This window comes from Methylobacter sp. BBA5.1 (genome assembly GCF_000746145.1).
Taxonomy (GTDB): domain Bacteria; phylum Pseudomonadota; class Gammaproteobacteria; order Methylococcales; family Methylomonadaceae; genus Methylobacter; species Methylobacter marinus.
In genome coordinates, this window is sequence record NZ_JQKS01000024.1 from 54,770 (window position 1) to 76,172 (window position 21,403).

The following is a 21,403-nucleotide window of genomic DNA, read 5'->3' on the forward strand; positions in this document are numbered from 1 at the left end:
TCGGCAGTCTCTAATTTTTGCCTGCATCGGTCATCAGCAACTGGTTAATTTGCTCAAGATCTTCTATTGCAAGGTTACTGGCGGCCTGCTTGAGTCTAATGCTATTAATCAGATAATCGTACCGGCTACGTGCATAGTCCCGTTTAACCCGGTATAAATTACGTTGTTCGGCCAGCACTTCCACCATGGTCCGTGTTCCTACTTCAAGACCTGCCTCAGTCGCTTCCAGGGCGCTTTCAGCCGAGATTATCGTCGCCTTCAAGGCTTTTACCCGACTTATGCTGGACATTACGCCCCGAAATGCATCCTTTACCTGGCGTTTTACCGAGCGCTTGACAGCGGTCAGTCTTTCTTTGGCGGCTTCATATTCATAACCGGCCTGGCGGGTACGTGAATTGACCGCTCCGCCTTCAAACAAAGGTACATTTAACTGCACACCCACTGATTGCATATCGCCGCGCAAACCAAAACTGCTGTTATCATCGGATACCCCGTAAGAGGCAACCAGATCTAATTGAGGCATGTGTCCATTACGTTGCAGGTCAATTGATTTACGAAAAACTTCAGCCTCATTGACCGCGGAAATGATATTGAAATTATTTATTTCCGCAGAGTTACTCCAGGCTGCAATGTCCATGGGTTCGGGTTGGGCCAAAGGCAGCTTTTCGTCAAGTGAATCCAATAATGCTTCGTTGTCACCGATTATTTCCCTTAAGGCTTCCTTTTGATTATCCAGGTTATTAACGGCTTCTATCTCACTGGCGCTGGCCTGATCGAAGGCCGCCTGCGCCTCATGAACATCGGTAATGGCGATGAGTCCGACTTCAAATCGTTGCTTCGCCTGTTCAAGCTGCCGGGCTATAGCGGTTTTTTCCGCCCGGGTAAATTCCAGATTATCCTCGGCCGATAGAATATTGAAATAGGCCTCGGTTGTTCTGACCATCAGGTTCTGCAACTCCGCTTGGTAAGAAGCCTCAGCCTGGGCGATTTGATTGTCGGATTGGCTCAACTGTATCCAGTGATCCCAATGAAATAATGGTTGAGCCAGATCCAGACTAAACGTATGGTTCCAGTATTCTTGGTTAACTTGCAAGCCACGAAAATCCGAAAATTGAGCATTCTTGGCTTTTTTATTATGCAACCGATTTCTGCCGCTGGTTGCGGTTGCTGAAATATTCGGAAGAAAGCGTGCGATACTTTGATCTTTTAATTCACCGGTGGCGAATTGATTAGCCAGGGCCTGCTTTAAAACAGGATCGTTTTCCAATGCCAGTTCATAAGTTTCCAGTAAATTTTGCGCATGTAATGATGGAATACCTGTTAAAACAATAATAAAGCTGAATAGTTTTTTTAATAAAGAATGCTGGGTCATACTTCCATGAAATGTTTACTGGTTGAGATCGATTATCAGTTTTTATAGGTAAGTGGTAATATTTCTGACTTTTGTTTTATCGCACGAGTTTTATCAATATATCGCATGAACCCACTATTTAAAATTTTCTTTTTATCAGTTGTTGCCGCGCAAATAAGTGGTTGTTCCAGTTTTGGCAAAGGTGTTGTCGAAGCCGTCATGGAAAAGCAGCAAGCCGTTGATACGCGTCTTTGTGAAGTATGGGGAAAATCCTTTAATGGAATTATGCCATTTCTGAATCTGCAGAAAGGAAAAATGAAAGTGCTCATGGTGCACGGAGTAGGGGATCATCTGCCGGGATATTCGACACAATTTGTAGAAAAGTTAGCTAAAGAACTTGATTTGCCGGTCATGTCGGCGCAGTACAAGAATATTACCTTGACCGACCCATTTGATACCACCAAGAATCTCGGCAACTTGAGAATCAACCGTTTGCTGAGCAGGGACAGAACCAAGGAGTTAATGTTTTACGAGTTAACCTGGTCAGTCATTACCGCCAAGCAAAAGGAAGTACTGGCTTATGACAACTCCGGAGAATATTCCTTTCGCCGAGCGGAAATCAATGATCTGATGAAAAAATTTTCCAATGACACAGGACCAGACCCTATCATTTATTTGGGCGATAGCAGGGAAGAGATCCTGATTTCATTTACACAATCATTCTGCTGGATGACTAAAAGTAATTGGGAAAACTTGCCGAATGATGAGGCACAAGCCTGCTCATTTAATGACAACTCGCTAACGACCAATATTGATAATGACCAGTATGCTTTCATTTCCCACAGTCTTGGCAGTCGCATCACGATTGATGGTATGCAGCGAATTGCTTCTTTAATGGATACCCGTAACAGTCAATATAAGGACGACTCAATCGAGTCAAGGGAACTGGTTGAAGCATTAAAACGCAAGGAAATCCCTATTTATATGATGTCCAATCAATTGCCTATGCTGCAGTTGGGTCGAAAACTGCCTGAAGTGAACAACCAAAAAGCATCTTATTGCCGGCCCCAAGGGGATAAATATGATCAGCGCATGCTTTCTAAAACATCGATTATTGCTTTCAGCGATCCTAATGATCTTCTCAGTTATGCCGTACCTAGAGGGTTCGTTGAAAAATACCTGGATTCCAGGCTATGTATAGACGTAACCAATATTAATATCAATGTTGCCACAATTTTTGACGCGTTCGGCCTTGGCAAGTTGGCCAATCCAATTAATGCGCATATAGGCTACGATACCGATGACAGGGTAATAGCTCTGATCGCCAAGGGAATCGGTAACGATAAGACATCCAACATCGTTAACGAGCGTTGTCGTTGGATCGATACTATTGATTGAGACAAAAGCATTAGATTTATGTCAGCACACCATAATTTAACATAATATACATTATGCGAAGTTATTTGTTTATTAATCCGTCTTTATTTTCGAGATTAACCTGTTATGAAACATCCAGAATTTCCGCTAACCGATGACTTAATTTATTTAAACCATGCCGCCGTATCACCGTGGCCCAAAAGAACCAGTACTGCGGTTATTAAGTTTGCAGAACAAAACACCCAGTACGGTTCCCATTTTTATTCTGATTGGCTGGCTAAGGAATCCGAATTACGCGGCCAATTGCAAACATTGCTAAATGCGCCTTCCGTCGATGATATTGCCTTAGTTAAAAACACCTCGGAAGCTTTATCCTTTGTCGCTTATGGTCTGGAGTGGCAATCCGGCGACAATATCGTTTCCAGCGACGAGGAATTCCCCTCTAATAGGTTACCTTGGCAATCCCTGGAAAATCTGGGTGTGGAATTTCGTCAAGCGGACTTAAGGAGCGCCATTTCCCCTGAAGACGCTTTATTTGCATTGGTGGATAACAATACCCGATTGTTAACGATCAGCTCTATTCAATTTGCCACGGGCCTGCGTCTGGACCTGGAAAAAATAGGAGCATTCTGCAAACAGCGCAATATCCTGTTCTGTATCGATGCTATTCAAAGCCTGGGAGCCGTTCAGTTTGATGTGCAGGCTTATCATGCTGATTTCGTTATGGCCGATGGTCATAAGTGGATGCTAGGTCCTGAAGGTCTGGGTGTTTTTTATACCACGCCGGAGGCCAGGAATAAGCTGAAATTGACTCAGTACGGTTGGCATATGATGAAAGACGCCTATAATTATGAGAACAAACCGTGGGAAATTCATCCTACGGCACGTCGCTTTGAATGCGGCAGCCCAAATATGCTTGGCATCCATGCGCTTTCAGCCAGCTTATCCCTATTACTGGAAACGGGAATGGCCGCTGTTGAATCATTGGTTATGGAAAAATCAAATTATTTAATGGATCGAATTGATAGAAATGATCAGCTAATATTATTATCGCAACGGCAAAATCAATTTAATTCCGGTATCATAGTATTCAAACACAAAACAATCCCGAATAATGCATTTTACAAATACCTGCAGAAAAACGGCATTATCTGCGCCTTACGCGGTGGTGGAATACGGTTGTCGCCACATTTTTATAATAATAATGAAGAATTAGAAAAAGCGTTAACCATAATGGAATTGTATTACAGCTAACAATTTCCCATTAGGCGTTTTCTATAAAGTCGAATCTATATATAACCGGTTATCCAGTTTGCAACAAATTGCCCTATTCTCTCAGTTACGACCCAGATTGAGCTTGATACTCACTCTATTCGTCCTTCTTCTGAATCAATTTGCTTCAGCTGCGCCACCTGTAAATGAGCAACAAAATATTGTTATTCCAGTCATCAACAGCACTAATCAACAAGACTCCATAAGCCGAAACGGTTTGAGTGCTATTTTTAAAATGCGCCTGCTGCGCTGGAATGATGGATCAGCCGTGACAGTTTTTGTATTAAACGATGATGACCCGTTACATAAACAATTCTGTAAACAAATATTAAATGTTTTTCCTCATCAAATGCGCCGAAACTGGAATAAATTAGTATTCAGCGGTTCTGGACAAGCTCCAATTCTTGTAGAAAGTAAAACGGAAATGATTGAAAAAATAGCAAACACGCCAGGATCTGTAGGCTATTTAAATTTAAAAGACTTAACTGATGGCATCAAGAAATTGGATATTAAATAAGGAAATACGATATGTATGTTATGGAATTTAATTTAAATAAAATCAAGAGAATTATCGTCTGCAACACATTGATTGCAGCGTCTTTTATTTCCAGCAATTGCATTGCAGGTGAAAAAAACTGGTTGCCGGATTCGGTTCAAATTCACGGTTTCCTTTCTCAAGCAATTATTCATACATCGGACAATAATTTTTTCGGCAACTCCGACGATAGTATTTCTACCGATTTCAGGGAATTAGGCATTAATGGTTCATGGCGCATCATCCCTGATTTACAGATAGCGATGCAGGTGGTATGGCGGGATGCGGGATTAACCGATGAGCAAGGCCTACGTATCGATTATGGGCTTGCTGACTATCGTTTGTACTCTTCTGAGGAAAGTTTGCTGGGGATTAAGGCAGGAAGAGTCCCAACGCCATTAGGTTTATATAATGATACTCGGGATGTTGCCTCTACCAGACCTAGTATATTTTTGCCTCAATCGATTTATTTTGATATTAATCGGAATATTGCATTATCCGCTGATGGAGGTTATATATATGGCGAGCAAAACACTGATTGGGGAGACTTTTCTTTTAATTTCGGTGCCATAAGTCCTCGTAGCAATGATGATCCTGATTTTAAACAATTAATTGTAGGTAATACTCCAGGAAAAATGGAAGGCGAAGCATCTTGGGGCGGCCGTTTAAATTATGAATGGCGAGGTGGTGAAGTGCGACTTGCGGTTACATATATCGAATTTAACGGTCGTTTTTCCCCTGCACCTTCTCCGACTAGTTTAAGCTCAGGTCAAATCCAACTTAAACCATTAATTTTTTCTGCTCAATATAATGCTGAGAAATGGTCTCTGACTGGAGAATATGAGTTTCGAAATTTGCGATTAAATAATTTCGGACTTTTTCCTGATTCTGATACTACCGGCACAGGTTATTATCTTCAAGGCATTTATAAATTTACATCCTATCTGGAGGGAATGATTCGATATGACGAACTTATCTGGGATAAAGATGATAAAAATGGAGAAAAATTTGCTATGAAATATGGCAGACCGGCTTATTCACGATTTGCTAAGGACTGGACTGTCGGTTTGCGGTTAAAAATAATACCTAATTTACTTCTGAGCACGGAATATCATCGCATAAACGGTACTGGCGCAATATCCACTTTAGAAAATCCAGGCCCTACAAAACAGCATTGGGATTTATATTCAGTGATGTTGTCTTATGATTTTTAATTTTATTTGACGTTTCCTGCGTAGGCTGGGAGTGTCCTTTATACGGATTAAACTCTGGTTCTGGCATGGGCTTACCTATGCCATAACCTTGTGCATAATCCACGCCCATGTCCAACAATTCTTTTAATATCATTTCATTTTCAACAAACTCGGCAATTGTCTTAATTCCCATCCCTTGCCCGACATCATTGATTGCTTTTACGAAAAGCTGATCTTCCTTATTGTTAGCAAGATTTTTAATAAAACCGCCATCGATTTTTAAATATTGCACAGGCAGTTGTTTTAAATGACTCATTGATGAAAATCCCACACCAAAATCATCCAAGGCAAACTTGCCACCGATATTCGTTACATAGGTCATAAAATCACGAGCCGCTTGTATATTGGTTACCGCTTGAGTTTCCAAAACCTCGAAAATGAACTTATGAGCCGGAACATTCCATTTATCAAGATGCTCAGTAATAATGGAAAATGCATTGGGATTAGAAAGCATTTCACCTGAAAGATTGATTGACAAATGAATTTCTAATCCCTGCTTTATAAATAAAGACTGCTTTTTAAAGGCAAGGTCGATCACTCTTTGGTCAATTTTAGTGATCAGTCCGAAATGCTCGGCAATACCGGTAAACATGCCCGGCGGAATAATTTCTCCGTTTTCTCCAACCATCCGTAACAAGCATTCATAATGGGAAATGCTTTTATCGGTAATTCTCATAATTGGTTGATAATAAAGAACGAATCTATCCTCTTCCAACGCCTTTTCAATTTTCGCTTTCCAATTCACCCTGTGTCGGATTTCATCTCTGGCCAAATCCTCCATTGAGGCAAGACACCACCCTCCTCTGCCCATTTGTTTTGCTTTGTACATGGCAATATCAACGGTGGCCATCAATTCTTGAGGCGAGAAACCGGGGGCCGGAAAAATCAGCACACCAGCGCTAATAGTGACTCCCAGCTCAATATTGTTAACCGCCACTTTAACGGTCGCAATCTCGGTGCAAATTTTTTGTACCAATTTCTCTGCATGGTCCTGATCGATGCAATAAGAAATAACCACGAACTCATCACCACCTAATCTGGCAACAATATCCGAATCACGAATTATCGAAAGCAGCTTATCGGCCACTTTGATCAATAATTCATCCCCCACATTGTGACCGCTACTGTCATTAATATTTTTAAATTGATCGATATCAAACAGGATAAGAGCGCCTTTCTGGTTATAACGTGTGGCGACAGATAAAGCATGAGTCAATTCCTGGTCAAACCGCCGGCGGTTATATAAGTTGGTCAATGGGTCGTGATCTGCAAGCCATGACAATTTTTTTTCGGTTATTCTGCGTTCAGTTAAATCAAGCCCAACCGATAATATTTCGGTTTTTTTATTGTTTTTGATAAGGGTAAAAAACCATGAAATGTATAATTCGTTTCCTTTTGAAGAAAATATAATACATTCATAACGGAAGGTTCTTCGTTGTCGATTGGCGATTTCATTAATAGCACTAGAAATAGTTTTGAAATCTTCATGGCCAAAAACTAGGTCAACGAACAATTGTTGCTTTAATTCTTCTTCATTATAACCAATCAATTTCTCTGCATACCTGTTGCTCATTAATATTTTTCCATTATTATTAATGGTTATGATAATAACTTGAGCTGTGTTAAGTATATTGGAAACCAGATTTTTTTCCTGCTGCAGTTCAACAGTTCTCTCGGCCAATCGTTGTGTACGCAAATCGACATCTCTGTCTAAATTTTTCAGAGTGACGATTAAATCCTGTGTGGCATTATTTAATATATCGATTTCATCATTAAATAGTTTATGTGCGGAAGTTGCCGGCATAATATCGTTTACTTTTATGTAATTTTTCTTGGCTATCCATGGCAGTAAAGCAATGAAGGCATTTAAGCGCCGCATTGGTTTAATTAACAATAATAACAATATTATACCTGCCAATATTAAGCTTATTACACCACTTAATGCGTATAGCATTGAAGATTTATTAATATCAATTAATTCTTCGCTTAAGTTATCGATAATAACAAGATCGGCAATGCTACTGTCATTACTAAATGGAAAAACAATTATCTCATAATTATTATTATTGTATTCAAAGCGTGCTTTTTTTTCCGGCAAGCCATTTGGTATTTTATTCATGACAGCCAGCAAGATAGGAAAGCTTTTTTGATATTCCGTTAGTGCGATAATCGTCTTTGACCATTTATCAAGAATAGGTCTTGTTGAGACTGTTCTATTTTCATTGCTCTGTACAAGAATCCCAATTTCCTTCCCGGTAATCGCTTTCATTCTTAGCACCATGTCTGCCAGGTCTCTTCCAAATATGAACACGCCGGCAAATTCCCCATTATGTAAGAAAGGATAAGCTTTATATTGTACGCAACTGATATTACAGAGAATTTTTTCAAATGGCTCTTCATTTTCAAGTACGTAATTGAGCCAGGGGGAAAAAACATCCGCCTTAAGTGTGGTATCGCCCCAACTATTAAGCAACCCACCACCTTTAGAAAATAAATAAGCGGATTTTATGTCAGACTCAAGCTCGATTTTGAACCAATTGGCATTAATAATTTTTTCTATCTGGTTTAATGCCTGATGCGATGAAAGGTCAAGACTAATAATAGCGGGAACGATCCAGGTGATATCGATTTGATCAAGTTTTGACTGCTGTAGAATACTGTTAAATGCTTGCTGGTAAAACCGGTGTACCCTATCACGCTCCTGTGTATAATTTTTTTCTAATGTCAGGTTGCCGAACATGAAAACACTGCCTGAAGATGTCAGAATGGCAATGCTGACGGCTAAAATTGCTTTCCAGGTGAGACTCAGGAATCTGCTTTTTTTCTTGGTTTTATCTTGCATTAATATTTAGAGTATTTTTTATAGCGCTTTGTTCAGCTAATTCGCTACTTATTTTATCAAACAGACTGCGAAATTCGGGCGTTAAATTTCTGTAGGTATTTTCTCGATAAAATACATAAGGGGCTCGTATTCCAAAGCACTCAACGGGCTTTCCTATTTGATCACACTGTACGCCGAAATGGCGTAATAGAACTGCAAATCGCGTTTCTATCATAGCAAAACTATATTCTATATCTTCCATAAACAAAAAATGTATTGCTGCTGAAATAAGACACATGGGTAAGTAATTGACAGGATAGCGTTTATTTGTACGAGTTATATTTTCAGATTGATTAGTATGCTCCTGGTTTAGATAGTAATTATCAGAAAGTCTCTTTCTGAATGCTGAAATAATAGCCATTCGCGAAAGTTCACCAATATTTATTTCCGGCATTCTATCCAGACTAGTCTTGCTGAAATCAAATGACTCACCATAATATTTTTTAATCGGCAATGATTTGTTATGTTTCTTTGTTTGAGGAATTAGTCGTATATAACCGATGGCCTGGTTGCTGGGCTTATGAAATAACAAACTATGCAAAGAATATTCATCGTAATCATCAATCTCCATATTGTTATTTAAGGGATTGCCTAAATTGTGATAGCCGTATTCTTCATGAAACACTCTATATCGCAATTTATAGGCGATTTTTCTTAATTCTTCCGTATTAACATTGATCATCTGGAAATATTTTGAATAATGATTTCCTATTTCTTCTCTGTCTAACATAGCTATCCATATCCCTTTTTTTAAGTTCATAAAATAATCAATACACATACCTAATTATTGAATGATAATGCATAAATTTTATCTAGTTAAATTTCTTATCTATTCATATAATTATGATGAGATTTTAGTCCATTTTCTATAGATAAATATAGAAGAAAATAAACATTTATCCTAAAAGGAAAAAATCATATGACTGAATTTAAAGGTCCTGTTGACATTGATTATCTAAAAAAAACAGGTGAAATTTTTTCATCTATTAAGCAAATTAGCTACAAAAAAATGCAAATCAAACAGAATGATACAGTTCTTGATCTGGGATGCGGCCCGGGCATTGATGCTATTGAGCTGGGTAAACTCGTATCGCCAAACGGCTCTGTCATTGGCGTGGACTATGATGAGGCTATGTTAAAAAAAGCATTGGAACAAGTAGAAGTTTTAGAGATGAGTCGTATTATCCGTTTTCAACAAGAAAACGCCTGCGCTTTAACTTTTCCGGACAACTATTTTAACAGTTGTCGAAGCGAGCGGCTTTTTATGCACTTGAGTAACCCTAGACAGGTGCTGGCCGAAATGTTCAGAGTTACAAAACCAGAAGGTAACGTCGTGGTCATCGATACCGACTGGGCTAGCCTGTCTATTGATTGTCACTCAGTAAAAACAGAGAAATTACTGTTAAACTATCGTTTAGAAAAGTTTTTTGCTAATGGCTATTCAGGGCGGAGTTTATATCGCTTGTTCAACAATGCCCGTTTCAATGACATTCAAATTGATATTTTCCCCCTTTATACTAATGACCTAAAGTTGTTTTATGCTTTATCAGTCCAGGAAACTATTGAAAATAAAGCTTTAGCCGATAACATCATTACGCAAAAAGAATTAGATCAATGGCGTGTGGAATTGAGGCAAGCCGCTCTGGATAATGCTTTCTATTGCAGCGTGAACATAATAATGATACACGGAGTTAAACCTTATTAATTGGACACATGTAGAGCCGTTGTTACCCAAGCATCAGCAAGATTCCTGTCAAACCAATCAACGCAAAGCCGGGGGCAGAATAAAGTCTTTGACGGCAAGGAAAGTTTTTTGATCGGATCATATATGTGTTACGTTTATGCAAAATAGGTAAATGCTCTAATGTGGCTAAACAACCACCCGCTCAAGCGGGTGGTTGTTTAGCCACATTCTAATTGAAAAAGCCTTTTGAAATTCTCCGAGCTCTGTTTCGCGATTTGTTCAAAACTTGTATTTCTTAATTCAGCTATATGTTCAGCCACATAACGTACATAAGTGGGATAGTTAGTTTTTCCGCGAAACGGAACCGGCGCTAGATAAGGCGAGTCAGTTTCAATGAGGAAGCGGTCGGTAGGTATTTTTTTTGCTACTTCTTTAATTGCCTTGGCACTGTTAAACGTCACGATACCGGAAAAAGAAATAAAAAAATTCAAATCCAGGGCTTTTTCGGCGAAATCCCAGTCTTCGGTAAAGCAATGAATCACTCCGCCTATGTCCTGAGCACGTTCCTCTTCCAAAATTCGCAATGTATCTTCTTTGGCCTCGCGGGTATGAATAATCAGAGGTTTTTTTAATATTTTTGCTGCATTAATGTGATTTCTGAAGCGTTGTTGTTGCCAGCCAAGATCGCCTTCGCTGCGAAAATAATCCAATCCGGTTTCCCCTATTGCGATAACCTTTTTTTCCTGTCCTAAAGCGACGAGTTCATCTACGCCAGGATCCCTGCCATCCTTAACATTGGGATGAACGCCGACGGTCAGCGATATTTGAGAATACCCTGAAACCAAGTCATGCATGGCCGGATAAGATTCCAAGTCGATTGCTATGCATAACATATGTTCAATTTGATTATTTTCCGCTTCCTTCATGAAGCAGGAAAAATCATTTTGATACGGCTTCAGGTCTATGCGATCCAGATGGCAATGAGAGTCAATGAGCATTCGATAAAATTACATGGTATGGGTTGAGCGGTCGGAACCTAAAGCACCGGCCAAGTAGGTCTCTATTTTGTTGCGAGCCATGCCCCCATCCTGATCACTGAATTGCACACCGATGCCTGTTGCTCTGTAGCCTTCGGAACCCGGAGGCGTTTTCCAGATTATTTTTCCGGCAATGGGAAGTCGCTCGGTTTCTTCCATTAAATTAAGCAGCATAAATACTTCTTGGCCCATTTGATAGTCTCGGTTGGTCGGAATAAACAGACCACCGTTGGTCACAAAAGGCATGTAAGCCGCATATAAAGCGTTTTTATCTTTGATTGAAAGTGACAATATACCTTGTCTTGGTGCTGATTCTGCCATGGTATTATTTGCTCAACAAGTTGATTTCAGACCATTTTATTAAGATTTCTTCAAACATCAATTGCTTATTGACTGGAGAATCCAATCGTCGTCGAGTCTCCAATAATAGATCGTACAATTTATAAACTCTTGTTAATTCTAATCGTTGTGACAGTTCTTTCAAGGGTTTCTCCAAATCCGGATTGTACAGATTTTCAATATTTGCCAGATAAAAACACTTGATTATATCGATAATCCAGGAGGTAACCCAAAATAACAATGGAGCTTCTGGCAGTTTATGCCAATCTTCAGCAACAATGACAGGGTTGCACTGCTGTTTTGCTATACCCCACCATGTTTTGAAGCATTCATTACGTATAGTTATATGACCTTCTTCTGCATATTGTTGGGCCAATAATGGCGCTCCTCTGGCCAGACCGCACAACAGTTCCGTATCTTCCTGCACATGTCGTTGCAACCAGGTGAGCGTAATATCCTTGGCAGGAATATTTATAGCCATCTTTTGACATCGGCTTACTATAGTTGCCAGTAATTTTGCCGGTTTATCGGTAATTAATATAATAATAGTGCGCTCTGTCGGTTCTTCCAGACATTTTAAAAAGGCATTGGCCGCGGCATGATTCATCTGCTCGGCAGGATTGACAATAACGACACGATAAGCCTCAAACTGAGGCTTTAAGGTGAGCTGTGTAATTAAATTGCGAATTTGGGCAATTGTGATGCTTTTGCCGGCTTCCTCGGGCTGAATGTTGATATAATCAGGATGCGTTTCGGCGTTGATTAGCTTACAACTATCACAATAACCACAGTGTAGACCATTAGGCTGAGGGTTTGCGCACAGCAATGAAAGCGCGAATTGATTAGCCAATTGTTGCTTTCCCAGGCCTTTATTACCGGTAATAAGCAAAGCCTGAGGAACACGTTTCTGGGCAATGTAACTATACAGCTGTTCCCAGTCCGGTTGCAGCCAGGGTAATAGTGAATTTGAGTTCATGTTATTAGTTGCCGAAGCACATCAACCAGTGCACTTTGCACATCGTTTAATGGCCGATTCGCTTTAATGAGTTTGATTCTGTCCGGATATAGTTCGGCTCGTCTCAGATAAGCCTGCCTGACCCGTTCAAAAAAATCGATTTTTTCCGATTCAAAACGATCCAGTTTTCCCCTCTCTCGCACTCTTTCAATGCCTATCTCGACAGGGGCATCGAGCAACAATGTCAAGTCGGGGCTCAGTGAGTCCTGGACAAGATTTTCCAGCCACTTGATGGTGCTGATTTCCATGTTTCGCCCGCCACCTTGATATGCATAAGTGGCATCGGTGAAGCGATCGCAAACCACCCATTTTCCTTGTGCCAGCGCAGGCTCAATCACCTGCCCGATATGTTGAGACCTTGCCGCAAACATTAATAAGAGCTCCGTTGACTCCGAAATGTTTTCGTCGCCCGCATCCAACAGTAACAGACGTATCTTCTCTGCCAGTTGAGTACCGCCCGGTTCGCGGGTAGTTATGACAGCGATGCCATGGTCCTGTAAATAACCTTTTATAAAGTTCAGGTTAGTGCTTTTTCCTACCCCTTCCCCGCCCTCTAAAGTAATAAATTTCCCTCTGGTCATTTTTTCTTCCTTTGAAAAATATCAACTGCACGGTTATGATCTTTTAAGGTTGAGGAAAACATATGTGTGCCGTCACCTCGAGACACAAAATACAGACTGTTTCCGCTATTGGGATGTAATGCCGCGTAAATAGCATCTCTTCCGGGCATCGCTATAGGGGTAGGTGGCAATCCTTCAATAACATAAGTATTGTAAGGCGTGCTTGTTTTTAAATCGTCCCAGGTGATATCTCCATTGTAATGATCACCCATACCGTAAATTACCGTAGGATCTGTTTGCAACAGCATGCCCTTTTCCAATCGGCGGATAAATACGCCGGCAATTAGCGGCCTCTCTTCAACTACCGCAGTTTCTTTTTCAACAATGGAAGCGAGAATCAGCGCTTCGTAAGGACTTTTTAAAGGGAGGTTTTCGGCTTTATTGAGCCATTCCTGTTGCAATACCTGCTGCATCCTGTCGTAAGCTCTTTTTAGCAAAGAAACATCGGTCATGTTTTTTTCAAAAAAATAGGTATCGGGAAAAAACAGGCCTTCAGGATGTATTACGTCTGCTCCCAGTTGCCGCATTAAAGCCTCAGAATCAGTACTGTTTAACGTGTGCTCAAGATAAGGATTTTTCTCGATTGCCTGCAATACATCCTTAAAACGCCACCCTTCCGGAAAGGTAATGGCATATTGCCTGGTTTTTCCCTGTACGAACAGCGCCAATATTTCCGGCGCATTTAAACCAGGCGATAGTTCGTATTCTCCGGCTTTAATTTTTTTTGCCGATTTGCTTGTGTAAGCAAGGACTTTGAACCACAAGGGTTTTATCGCCAAGTCCTGGTCGATCAGTTTGTCTGTTATTCGGTCAAGCGAATCGCCTTTTTCGATATCAATATAAACCTGTTTTTCTAACACAACAGGATTTTCCACGGCGCGCTGATAATCCATCCATGCCCATCCTCCCGCAAAACTGAAAGCTAACAACATAAATCCGATAATTTTATGGCTCACGGCCTGGATGCCTCCGCTTCGCTTTTAAATTTTTCCAGACAAGATTGTAATTGCCTGGTTATGGGACCTACCGGAAAATAGCTGTTATCAATTTGGTTGACTGGCCATATACCAATGATTGAATTACTGACAAAGATTTCATCAGCCGATAAAAATTCATCTTTATTAAACAACCGCTCACTTATTGGAATCTCGTTGTGTAACAATATTTCCATGATTATGCCGCGCATAATCCCAGAAATACCCGCATGAGTCAGTAGCGAGGTATGGACTGAACTATCTTTCACATAAAAAAGATTAGTCATCGTCCCTTCAATAATATGATCATTGATATCCAGCATAATTCCTTCCTGAATAGCGGTATCATTCCATTCGGCTCGTGCCAGTATCTGTTCGAGTCGATTCATATGTTTTATGCCTGCCAGTAGTGGGTTCAACCCTAAACGAGTGTCGCAGAATCGGGCCGCAATGCCCTGCGCTTTGTGTGCAAAAGGGTAATCAGGATAAGGATGGAGGCTCAATACCCGGGTAGGCAGGATTGGATCAGGCTGACGATAGCCTCGCCCGCCTGATCCACGCGTTACTATTAGTTTGAGTACAGCCTGATCCGAATCCTTACAAAGACTGAAAACTTCAGCAGTAAGCAGTTCAGGATCCGGTACAGGAATATGCAGTCGATTGCAACCAGTGTTTAAACGCGTTAAATGCCGATCAAAAAATACTGGCTTGCCGTTTTTGACCTCTATTGTCTCGAATAATCCGTCGCCATACTGAAAGCCACGATCAGATATTTCAATTTGCCGCTTGCATTCGCCATTTATCAAAATCATCAGCAAGAAGCATGTCGCATTTGATAATGCGTTTACGCGTAGCGCTTAAACACTATTGATCCATTAGTGCCGCCAAAACCGAATGAATTAGAGATGGCGATATCGATTTTCATATCCCTGGCCGTGTTGGGAACATAATCAAGATCGCATTCGGGATCCTGATTTTCCAGGTTAATGGTTGGCGGGGCAATCTGGTTTTTGACACTCAATGCGGTAAGCACAGCCTCAATACCACCAGCTGCGCCCAGCAGGTGCCCTATCATCGATTTGGTTGAGCTGACAGCGACTTTATAAGCATGGCCGCCCAAGGCCGCTTTCATTGCCTGGGTTTCGCCGACATCCCCGGCAGGAGTTGAGGTGCCGTGAGCATTGATATAATCAACCTGCTCAGGGTTCAAACCGGCATCACGCAAGGCATTACGCATGCAACGGGCAGCCCCCTCGCCGCCGGCGGAAGGAGTAGTGATATGATAAGCGTCGCCACTCATGCCATAACCGACTACTTCGGCATAAATTTTTGCCCCGCGCGCTAATGCGTGCTCCAGTTCTTCAAGCACAACCACACCGGAACCATCACTTAATACGAAACCGTCACGATCTTTATCCCAAGGGCGACTGGCGGCTTGAGGATCGTCGTTACGGCGCGATAAAGCTTTTGCAGAAGCAAAGCCGCCCATGGCTGTCGGAGAGGTGGTGCAGCGCTCCGCGCCGCCGGCAATCATAACATCGGCGTCGCCGTATTTAATCAAGCGCGATGCATCGCCAATATTATGCGTGCCTGTTGTACAGGCGGTTACGATAGCAAAGTTAGGGCCTTTCAATCCGTATTTGATTGAAAGATTTCCCGAAATCATGTTGATGATATTACCTGGCACAAAGAATGGCGAAATACGGCGCGGACCACCTTTCTCATAAGTGGCATAACATTCTTCAATACCGGTAATACCTCCAATGCCAGCCCCGATTGCCACACCGATACGATCGGCATTTGCCTCGGTAACTTCAATACCTGAATCTTCAATCGCCTGACAACCGGCAGCGATACCATAATGAATGAAAGCATCCATACGTTTGGCATCTTTGTCGGGAATATATTGAGTAATGTCGAAATTTCTGATGGCCCCACCGAATGTCGTTGCGAAAGGAGATATGTCAAAAGAATCAATTGGAGTGATGCCGCTTCTACCGTTGATAATCCCGTCCCAGGTTTCCGCGACAGTGTTAGCTAAAGGCGTGACAGCGCCTAATCCAGTTATTACGACTCGACGTTTGCTCAATGTAATGTACCGTAAGAAATGTATAGGAGGGAATAAAGACTTTAAAACTAGTTAGTGGATGAACAAGAGAGTTCATCCACTAAAGACAGACTATTGCGCGTTTTTTTCTACGTAATCGATAGCTTGCTGAACCGTGGTAATTTTTTCAGCTTCATCGTCTGGAATTTCACATTCGAATTCTTCTTCAAGAGCCATAACGAGTTCAACTGTATCCAGAGAATCGGCACCAAGATCGTCTACAAATGAAGCATCAGTAGCGATATCTTCTTTAACGCCCAATTGCTCTGCTACAATTTTTTTTACTCGTTCTTCAATGTTACTCATAATTATTGTCCTCAAACAATGTAAGTTCATCAATGATTGGTTCGAAACTTACAATAGTATTGTTATTAATTTTACTAGAAATCCCGTCTCCGGCAATTCCAGACGGCGGGGGGATTATACTTTATATTGCAAAAATGTCACAATATTAAGGCATAAACATGCCACCGTTCACATGAATGGTTTCGCCGGTGATATAAGCTGCACCTTCCGAAGCCAGAAATGAAACGGCGTGAGCAATCTCCCTGGCTTCGCCGAGACGGGCCAGAGGAATAGATGCTAATAAAGAGTTTTTAATGTCATCACCCAATTCCTTGGTCATATCAGTATCGATAAACCCGGGGGCTACTGTGTTTATAGTAATATTGCGCGATCCCACTTCCTTGGCCATGGACTTGGCAAAACCGATCATGCCGGCCTTTGCCGCGGCGTAATTTGCCTGACCAGCATTGCCGGTAGCTCCGACCACGGAAGATATATTAATGATGCGCCCTGTTTTGGCTTTCATCATGCCTCGCAACACGGCTTTACTCATGCGAAATACTGAGGTTAAATTCGTATTGATGATTTCATCCCACTCATCATCCTTCATGCGCATTAACAGGTTGTCGCGCGTAATGCCGGCATTGTTGACCAATACGGTGGGAGCACCATACTCATCACTCACGGCTTTTACGACTTCGGCAATCGATTCAGGGTTGGCTACATCAAGTTTTAAACCCTTGCCGTTTTCACCGAGATAGGCGGAAATTGAATCAGCCCCGTTATCCGAAGTCGCCGTGCCGAGAACAAAGAAACCATCCTCGGCCAATCTTTCGGCAATTGCCCTGCCGATACCCCGACTGGCGCCTGTTACTAAAGCTACTTGCTTAGTCATTTAACTGCTCCAATACATTATTTAACGTTTCCGGATCATATATAGCCATATGCTCGGCATCTTTGACGATACGTTTATTTAAGCCGATCAACACCTTGCCGGGGCCACACTCAACGAATCGCTTAACGCCTTGGTCATGCATAAACTTAATCGTGTCAACCCAGCGCACAGGCTTATAAAGCTGTTCTTTTAATACGCTTCGAATGACTTCCGGCGCGCTATGGGCAGTAACGTCTACATTATGGATCAATGTCATTTTCGGTGCATTGATAGTTGTATTCTGCAATTGTTCATCCAGCTTGTCGGCTGCCGATTGCATTAATGCACAATGCGAAGGCACACTAACCGGCAGTAGTAATGCCCGTTTAGCGCCAGCTTCTTTCGCTGCGGTCATGGCTCTTTCAACCGCCGCAGCATGCCCGGCAATGACTACCTGTCCGGGCGCATTAAAATTAACCGCGGAAACAACTTCATTTTCTGCCGTGTCGGCACATACTTTAACGACCTGATGATCTTCAAGCCCTAAAATTGCCGCCATGGCGCCTACACCGGCGGGCACGGCTTCCTGCATCAATCGCCCTCTTGCGGCCACCAGTCTGATAGCGTCTTCAAAAGATACGGCACCCGAGCAAACCAGAGCGGTATATTCGCCAAGACTATGACCTGCCACCCAAGCCGGACGGATATCGCTTTGCTTACACCAAGCTTCCCAGATAGCAAAACAGGCGGCCAGCATGGCCGGCTGTGTATTATATGTCTTGTTAAGTGTTTCCTCAGGGCCATTGGCTACAATAGCCCATAGATCTGTACCCAGTGCATCGGACGCCTGCTCGAAGGTATGTTTTACTACAGGATAGCTCTCCGCCAATGCTGAAACCATGCCAACGGATTGAGAACCTTGCCCTGGAAAAACAAAAGCCAAATTATAGTTATGTTTATTCATTAATGCGTTTGTCTTTTAATATTTAATTAAGGCGGAACCCCATGTGAATCCAGCTCCAAATGCTTCAAGCAGAACCACTTGTCCGCGCTGAATGCGCCCGTCGCGGATCGCTTCATTAAAAGCAAGAAGCACGGAAGCCGAGGATGTGTTGCCTTGATTTTCAAGTGTCAGGACAACATGATCCATGGACATTTTTAATTTCTTAGCTGTTGCCGCGATAATACGTATATTGGCTTGATGAGGCACCAGCCAATGGACATCGGACTTTTTCATATTATTAGCCGCCAATGTCTCATCGACGATACGGCCCAACGTGTTCACTGCGACTTTAAACACTTCATTGCCGCGCATCTTGACGAAACCGGACTCGTCTTTGTTTAATTCCGTGGCCGCCTGCGGATTTGGGCAATAAAGTAAGTCCTCGTATTCGCCGTCGGAATGGATATGTGTTGATAAAATACCGGCTTCAGATGAGGAGCTTAGCAATAAGGCCCCTGCTCCGTCACCGAATAAAATACAAGTACTTCTATCCGCCCAGTCGACAACGCGCGAACAGATTTCAGAGCCGACAACAAGCACTTTTCTTGCCGCGCCTGACTTAATATATTGATCGGCAATACTCAAAGCAAAAATTGAGCCTGAACAAGCTGCCTGTATATCGAAAGCAACGCATTTTTTGATTCCCAGACGCTGTTGCAACAGACACCCGGTGCTAGGATATACACGATCCGGCGTTCCCGTCGCCACAATGATCAAGTCAATTTCTTCAGGATCAATTTGTGCCGCATCGATAGCTTGTCTTGCCGCGATTTCCGCCATACTTGAAGCGGTCTCGTTCACCCCTGCGATTCGGCGGCTCTTAATGCCGGTTCGCTCATAAATCCAGCTGTCGGATGTATCGACAGTTTGAGATATGTGATCGTTCGTGCGAATCTCTTCCGGCAGATATCCGCCGGTACCGATTACTTTTGAATAACGGATCATGCGCTTTCTCTCCGGGCCAATGTCTGTTCAACTTGCTCGCTTATTTTTCTGATAACATCTTTTTTGATTTCTACTTCGGCAAGATGAATGGCTGTTTTAAAAGCCAGCACATCGGCTCCGCCATGACTTTTGATGACCAAACCACGTAATCCTAGGAAGCTGGCACCGTTATAGAGACGAGGATCTATGCGTTTTTTAAATGACTTCAGCACCGGATAAACAAGCAATCCAGCCAGCTTGGTTAAAATATTTTTACCGAAGGCTTCTTTAAGTGCAGTCCCGATCATTTTAGCCGCACCTTCAATTGACTTCAGCGCAACATTACCGACAAAACCGTCGGCAACGATCAGATCAACTTTAATATTGCCAGCATTTAAGGAATCGCCTTCTACATAACCGATATAGTTTAACAATGAGTTATCCAACAGCTTTGCCGCTGCTTTAACCTGTTCATTGCCTTTAACATCTTCCTCGCCAATATTTAACAGGCCTACTTTCGGGTTCTCGATGTTCTCTACAGCTTTAACCAATTCGGCGCCCATGACCGCGAACTGAAAAAGATGCTCGGCACTGCAATCGACATTACCTCCGAGATCAAGCGCATGGGTATGTCCATAGATCGAAGGTAATGTAGAAATAATGGCGGGGCGGTCAACGCCTGGAATCATTTTCAGAACGAACCTTGCCGTAGCCATTAATGCTCCGGTATTACCGGCGCTAACGCAGGCATCAGCCTGGCCGTCACGAACCAGATTGATAGCTACTCGCATTGACGAATCTTTCTTATTTTTCAGTGCTTTAGACGGTGACTCATCCATACCGACGCACTCCGATGCGTGCTGGATAGTCAGCCTGTCTTTATATTTATGCAGGCTTTGCGCTAAATACTGTTTAAGAATGGTTTCGTCACCCACTAAAATCAGCTTTAAGTCTGGATTGCTTTTCAAACAATCCAATGATGCTGGAATGGTTACTTCGGGACCATGGTCCCCGCCCATCGCATCAATCGAAATTGTTAAACTCACGCTTACGAATGACTCCGGAGGTATTAAAAAAAGCCGAACCCGGCCGGGTTCGGCATATCATCATTCTAAAAGGGAGAAAGATTAATTAATCTTCGTCGCCAGTCGTTACAATTTGGCGACCTTTGAAAAAACCGTCTGGAGTAACATGGTGACGCAAATGAGTTTCACCTGTCATTGGGTCTTGAGAGAGCGCTCTGCTGGTTAAAGCATCATGTGAACGACGTTGACCACGTCTTGAACGTGATACTTTACTTTTTTGTACTGCCATTATAAATCTCCAGTTTTTTTAAGTTTGGCTAAGATGGAAAAAGGATTTTCGGGGGGTGATTGCACTTCCTCGGATGATGAGGCTTCCTTGTTAAAATCCGCGTCCGGCACAGAACAGTCATGCTGATGCTTTGGAAATGTTGGTAACGCAAGCAATAACTCGTCTTCAACAATATCCTTAAGAAGGATTTTTTCTTCATCAATCAGTAACGGTTCATAAACTTCGGGCAATCTATCTGCTTGATCTATTGAGGTAACAATACCTAGTTTGATTTCAGCACTGACAGGCCACTTCACAGCCTGCAAACAGCTTTGACATTCAAGTTCCAAAATCGCCTCTATGTGTCCCTCAATTTTAGCCAGTCGTCCTTCTCGGCCAAAAAAAAGATCAACAGCAACAGTCCCGGTATCATTCAGCAGTGTATCCGCCAAACGATCCAGACTGCTTAAAGGTATTTCGCCCTTAAGTTCAGCGCGCTTGTCCGCGAGTTGTAAAGGGTCTATATATTCGGGCAATCGATCTAACATAACTATACAATGATATCTGGAATCAATAACT

General features: G+C 42.3%; 22 protein-coding genes. 5 read left to right on the forward strand and 17 right to left on the reverse strand.

Going from position 1 to position 21,403, the window contains the following annotated elements; all coding sequences use genetic code 11:
- Positions 1-10 precede the first annotated feature (10 nt).
- Positions 11-1,372: a TolC family outer membrane protein gene (locus EK22_RS15305; protein WP_036252390.1), complete on the reverse strand. Its 1,362-nt coding sequence runs from the start codon at positions 1,370-1,372 to the stop codon at positions 11-13.
- A gap of 105 nt (positions 1,373-1,477) precedes the next feature.
- On the opposite strand from EK22_RS15305, the gene EK22_RS15310 reads away from it, so the two are divergent.
- The 4 genes from EK22_RS15310 (at position 1,478) to EK22_RS15325 (ending at position 5,749) form a co-directional block, all read left to right on the forward strand.
- Positions 1,478-2,749 (forward strand): hypothetical protein, encoded by a 1,272-nt coding sequence (locus EK22_RS15310; RefSeq protein ID WP_027147511.1) that lies wholly within the window; start codon positions 1,478-1,480, stop codon positions 2,747-2,749.
- 105 nt (positions 2,750-2,854) lie between these two features.
- The gene (locus tag EK22_RS15315) at positions 2,855-3,982 is read left to right on the forward strand and encodes an aminotransferase class V-fold PLP-dependent enzyme (protein ID WP_036252392.1); all 1,128 of its coding nucleotides are present in this window, start codon (positions 2,855-2,857) and stop codon (positions 3,980-3,982) included.
- A gap of 58 nt (positions 3,983-4,040) precedes the next feature.
- Positions 4,041-4,517: a hypothetical protein gene (locus EK22_RS25300; protein WP_020161055.1), complete on the forward strand. Its 477-nt coding sequence runs from the start codon at positions 4,041-4,043 to the stop codon at positions 4,515-4,517.
- A gap of 11 nt (positions 4,518-4,528) precedes the next feature.
- On the forward strand, positions 4,529-5,749 hold the full coding sequence (locus tag EK22_RS15325; protein WP_036252394.1) for a hypothetical protein: 1,221 nt from the start codon (positions 4,529-4,531) through the stop codon (positions 5,747-5,749).
- Here EK22_RS15325 and EK22_RS15330 read toward each other — a convergent pair.
- Together EK22_RS15330 and EK22_RS15335 are read right to left on the reverse strand one after the other, a co-directional pair.
- Positions 5,697-8,630 (reverse strand): bifunctional diguanylate cyclase/phosphodiesterase, encoded by a 2,934-nt coding sequence (locus EK22_RS15330; RefSeq protein WP_036252396.1) that lies wholly within the window; start codon positions 8,628-8,630, stop codon positions 5,697-5,699. The two genes, EK22_RS15325 and EK22_RS15330, sit on opposite strands and share 53 nt — an antisense overlap.
- On the reverse strand, positions 8,620-9,429 hold the full coding sequence (locus EK22_RS15335; protein WP_161786448.1) for a PEP-CTERM/exosortase system-associated acyltransferase: 810 nt from the start codon (positions 9,427-9,429) through the stop codon (positions 8,620-8,622). The genes EK22_RS15330 and EK22_RS15335 overlap by 11 nt, the downstream gene beginning before the upstream one ends.
- 159 nt (positions 9,430-9,588) lie before the next feature.
- Between EK22_RS15335 and EK22_RS15340 the strand changes: the two genes are divergently transcribed.
- Positions 9,589-10,374 (forward strand): methyltransferase domain-containing protein, encoded by a 786-nt coding sequence (locus EK22_RS15340; protein WP_036252398.1) that lies wholly within the window; start codon positions 9,589-9,591, stop codon positions 10,372-10,374.
- Between the two features lie 197 nt (positions 10,375-10,571).
- Here EK22_RS15340 and EK22_RS15345 read toward each other — a convergent pair whose 3' ends face one another.
- The 14 genes from EK22_RS15345 to EK22_RS15405 form a co-directional block, all read right to left on the reverse strand.
- Positions 10,572-11,351 (reverse strand): TatD family hydrolase, encoded by a 780-nt coding sequence (locus EK22_RS15345; RefSeq protein WP_036252401.1) that lies wholly within the window; start codon positions 11,349-11,351, stop codon positions 10,572-10,574.
- A gap of 9 nt (positions 11,352-11,360) precedes the next feature.
- Positions 11,361-11,711: a PilZ domain-containing protein gene (locus EK22_RS15350; protein ID WP_027147510.1), complete on the reverse strand. Its 351-nt coding sequence runs from the start codon at positions 11,709-11,711 to the stop codon at positions 11,361-11,363.
- A 4-nt stretch (positions 11,712-11,715) separates the two neighbouring features.
- On the reverse strand, positions 11,716-12,705 hold the full coding sequence (locus EK22_RS15355; RefSeq protein ID WP_036252403.1) for a DNA polymerase III subunit delta': 990 nt from the start codon (positions 12,703-12,705) through the stop codon (positions 11,716-11,718).
- Positions 12,702-13,325, reverse strand: coding sequence for a dTMP kinase (gene tmk / locus EK22_RS15360; protein ID WP_036252405.1), 624 nt, complete (start codon positions 13,323-13,325; stop codon positions 12,702-12,704). Before tmk ends, EK22_RS15355 begins: the two co-directional genes overlap by 4 nt.
- Complete coding sequence (gene mltG, locus EK22_RS15365) at positions 13,322-14,320, reverse strand: endolytic transglycosylase MltG (protein WP_036252407.1); 999 nt, start codon at positions 14,318-14,320, stop codon at positions 13,322-13,324. Before mltG ends, tmk begins: the two co-directional genes overlap by 4 nt.
- Positions 14,317-15,150, reverse strand: coding sequence for an aminodeoxychorismate lyase (gene pabC, locus EK22_RS15370; protein ID WP_036252409.1), 834 nt, complete (start codon positions 15,148-15,150; stop codon positions 14,317-14,319). Before pabC ends, mltG begins: the two co-directional genes overlap by 4 nt.
- Positions 15,151-15,182: 32 nt before the next feature.
- A complete protein-coding gene (gene fabF / locus EK22_RS15375; protein ID WP_036252411.1) occupies positions 15,183-16,427 on the reverse strand; it encodes a beta-ketoacyl-ACP synthase II in 1,245 nt (414 codons plus the stop codon).
- Between the two features lie 90 nt (positions 16,428-16,517).
- Positions 16,518-16,751, reverse strand: coding sequence for an acyl carrier protein (acpP, locus tag EK22_RS15380; RefSeq protein WP_020161042.1), 234 nt, complete (start codon positions 16,749-16,751; stop codon positions 16,518-16,520).
- A gap of 145 nt (positions 16,752-16,896) precedes the next feature.
- Positions 16,897-17,625 carry a 3-oxoacyl-ACP reductase FabG gene (fabG, locus tag EK22_RS15385; protein ID WP_036252413.1) on the reverse strand — a complete coding sequence of 243 codons (729 nt, stop codon included), beginning with the start codon at positions 17,623-17,625 and terminating at the stop codon, positions 16,897-16,899.
- Positions 17,618-18,568, reverse strand: coding sequence for an ACP S-malonyltransferase (gene fabD / locus EK22_RS15390; protein ID WP_020161040.1), 951 nt, complete (start codon positions 18,566-18,568; stop codon positions 17,618-17,620). The genes fabG and fabD overlap by 8 nt, the downstream gene beginning before the upstream one ends.
- A 15-nt stretch (positions 18,569-18,583) precedes the next feature.
- On the reverse strand, positions 18,584-19,552 hold the full coding sequence (locus tag EK22_RS15395) for a beta-ketoacyl-ACP synthase III (protein ID WP_020161039.1): 969 nt from the start codon (positions 19,550-19,552) through the stop codon (positions 18,584-18,586).
- A complete protein-coding gene (gene plsX, locus EK22_RS15400; RefSeq protein WP_081917919.1) occupies positions 19,549-20,577 on the reverse strand; it encodes a phosphate acyltransferase PlsX in 1,029 nt (342 codons plus the stop codon). The genes EK22_RS15395 and plsX overlap by 4 nt, the downstream gene beginning before the upstream one ends.
- An 85-nt stretch (positions 20,578-20,662) precedes the next feature.
- Entirely contained in the window at positions 20,663-20,845 is a 183-nt protein-coding gene (rpmF, locus tag EK22_RS23745; RefSeq protein WP_081679042.1) for a 50S ribosomal protein L32, read from the reverse strand.
- On the reverse strand, positions 20,845-21,372 hold the full coding sequence (locus EK22_RS15405) for a YceD family protein (protein WP_036252415.1): 528 nt from the start codon (positions 21,370-21,372) through the stop codon (positions 20,845-20,847). The genes rpmF and EK22_RS15405 overlap by 1 nt, the downstream gene beginning before the upstream one ends.
- Between the last annotated feature and the right edge of the window lie 31 nt (positions 21,373-21,403).

What these genes read in the sequence shown, in the direction of transcription:
- EK22_RS15305 (WP_036252390.1), bottom strand. Translation starts at nt 1,372, where the DNA reads ATGACCCAGCATTCTTTATTAAAAAAACTATTCAGCTTTATTATTGTT.
- EK22_RS15310 (WP_027147511.1), top strand. Translation starts at nt 1,478, where the DNA reads ATGAACCCACTATTTAAAATTTTCTTTTTATCAGTTGTTGCCGCGCAA.
- EK22_RS15315 (WP_036252392.1), top strand. Translation starts at nt 2,855, where the DNA reads ATGAAACATCCAGAATTTCCGCTAACCGATGACTTAATTTATTTAAAC.
- EK22_RS15325 (WP_036252394.1), top strand. Translation starts at nt 4,529, where the DNA reads ATGTATGTTATGGAATTTAATTTAAATAAAATCAAGAGAATTATCGTC.
- EK22_RS15330 (WP_036252396.1), bottom strand. Translation starts at nt 8,630, where the DNA reads ATGCAAGATAAAACCAAGAAAAAAAGCAGATTCCTGAGTCTCACCTGG.
- EK22_RS15335 (WP_161786448.1), bottom strand. Translation starts at nt 9,429, where the DNA reads ATGAACTTAAAAAAAGGGATATGGATAGCTATGTTAGACAGAGAAGAA.
- EK22_RS15340 (WP_036252398.1), top strand. Translation starts at nt 9,589, where the DNA reads ATGACTGAATTTAAAGGTCCTGTTGACATTGATTATCTAAAAAAAACA.
- EK22_RS15345 (WP_036252401.1), bottom strand. Translation starts at nt 11,351, where the DNA reads ATGCTCATTGACTCTCATTGCCATCTGGATCGCATAGACCTGAAGCCG.
- EK22_RS15350 (WP_027147510.1), bottom strand. Translation starts at nt 11,711, where the DNA reads ATGGCAGAATCAGCACCAAGACAAGGTATATTGTCACTTTCAATCAAA.
- EK22_RS15355 (WP_036252403.1), bottom strand. Translation starts at nt 12,705, where the DNA reads ATGAACTCAAATTCACTATTACCCTGGCTGCAACCGGACTGGGAACAG.
- tmk (WP_036252405.1), bottom strand. Translation starts at nt 13,325, where the DNA reads ATGACCAGAGGGAAATTTATTACTTTAGAGGGCGGGGAAGGGGTAGGA.
- pabC (WP_036252409.1), bottom strand. Translation starts at nt 15,150, where the DNA reads ATGATTTTGATAAATGGCGAATGCAAGCGGCAAATTGAAATATCTGAT.
- acpP (WP_020161042.1), bottom strand. Translation starts at nt 16,751, where the DNA reads ATGAGTAACATTGAAGAACGAGTAAAAAAAATTGTAGCAGAGCAATTG.
- fabG (WP_036252413.1), bottom strand. Translation starts at nt 17,625, where the DNA reads ATGACTAAGCAAGTAGCTTTAGTAACAGGCGCCAGTCGGGGTATCGGC.
- fabD (WP_020161040.1), bottom strand. Translation starts at nt 18,568, where the DNA reads ATGAATAAACATAACTATAATTTGGCTTTTGTTTTTCCAGGGCAAGGT.
- EK22_RS15395 (WP_020161039.1), bottom strand. Translation starts at nt 19,552, where the DNA reads ATGATCCGTTATTCAAAAGTAATCGGTACCGGCGGATATCTGCCGGAA.
- rpmF (WP_081679042.1), bottom strand. Translation starts at nt 20,845, where the DNA reads ATGGCAGTACAAAAAAGTAAAGTATCACGTTCAAGACGTGGTCAACGT.
- EK22_RS15405 (WP_036252415.1), bottom strand. Translation starts at nt 21,372, where the DNA reads ATGTTAGATCGATTGCCCGAATATATAGACCCTTTACAACTCGCGGAC.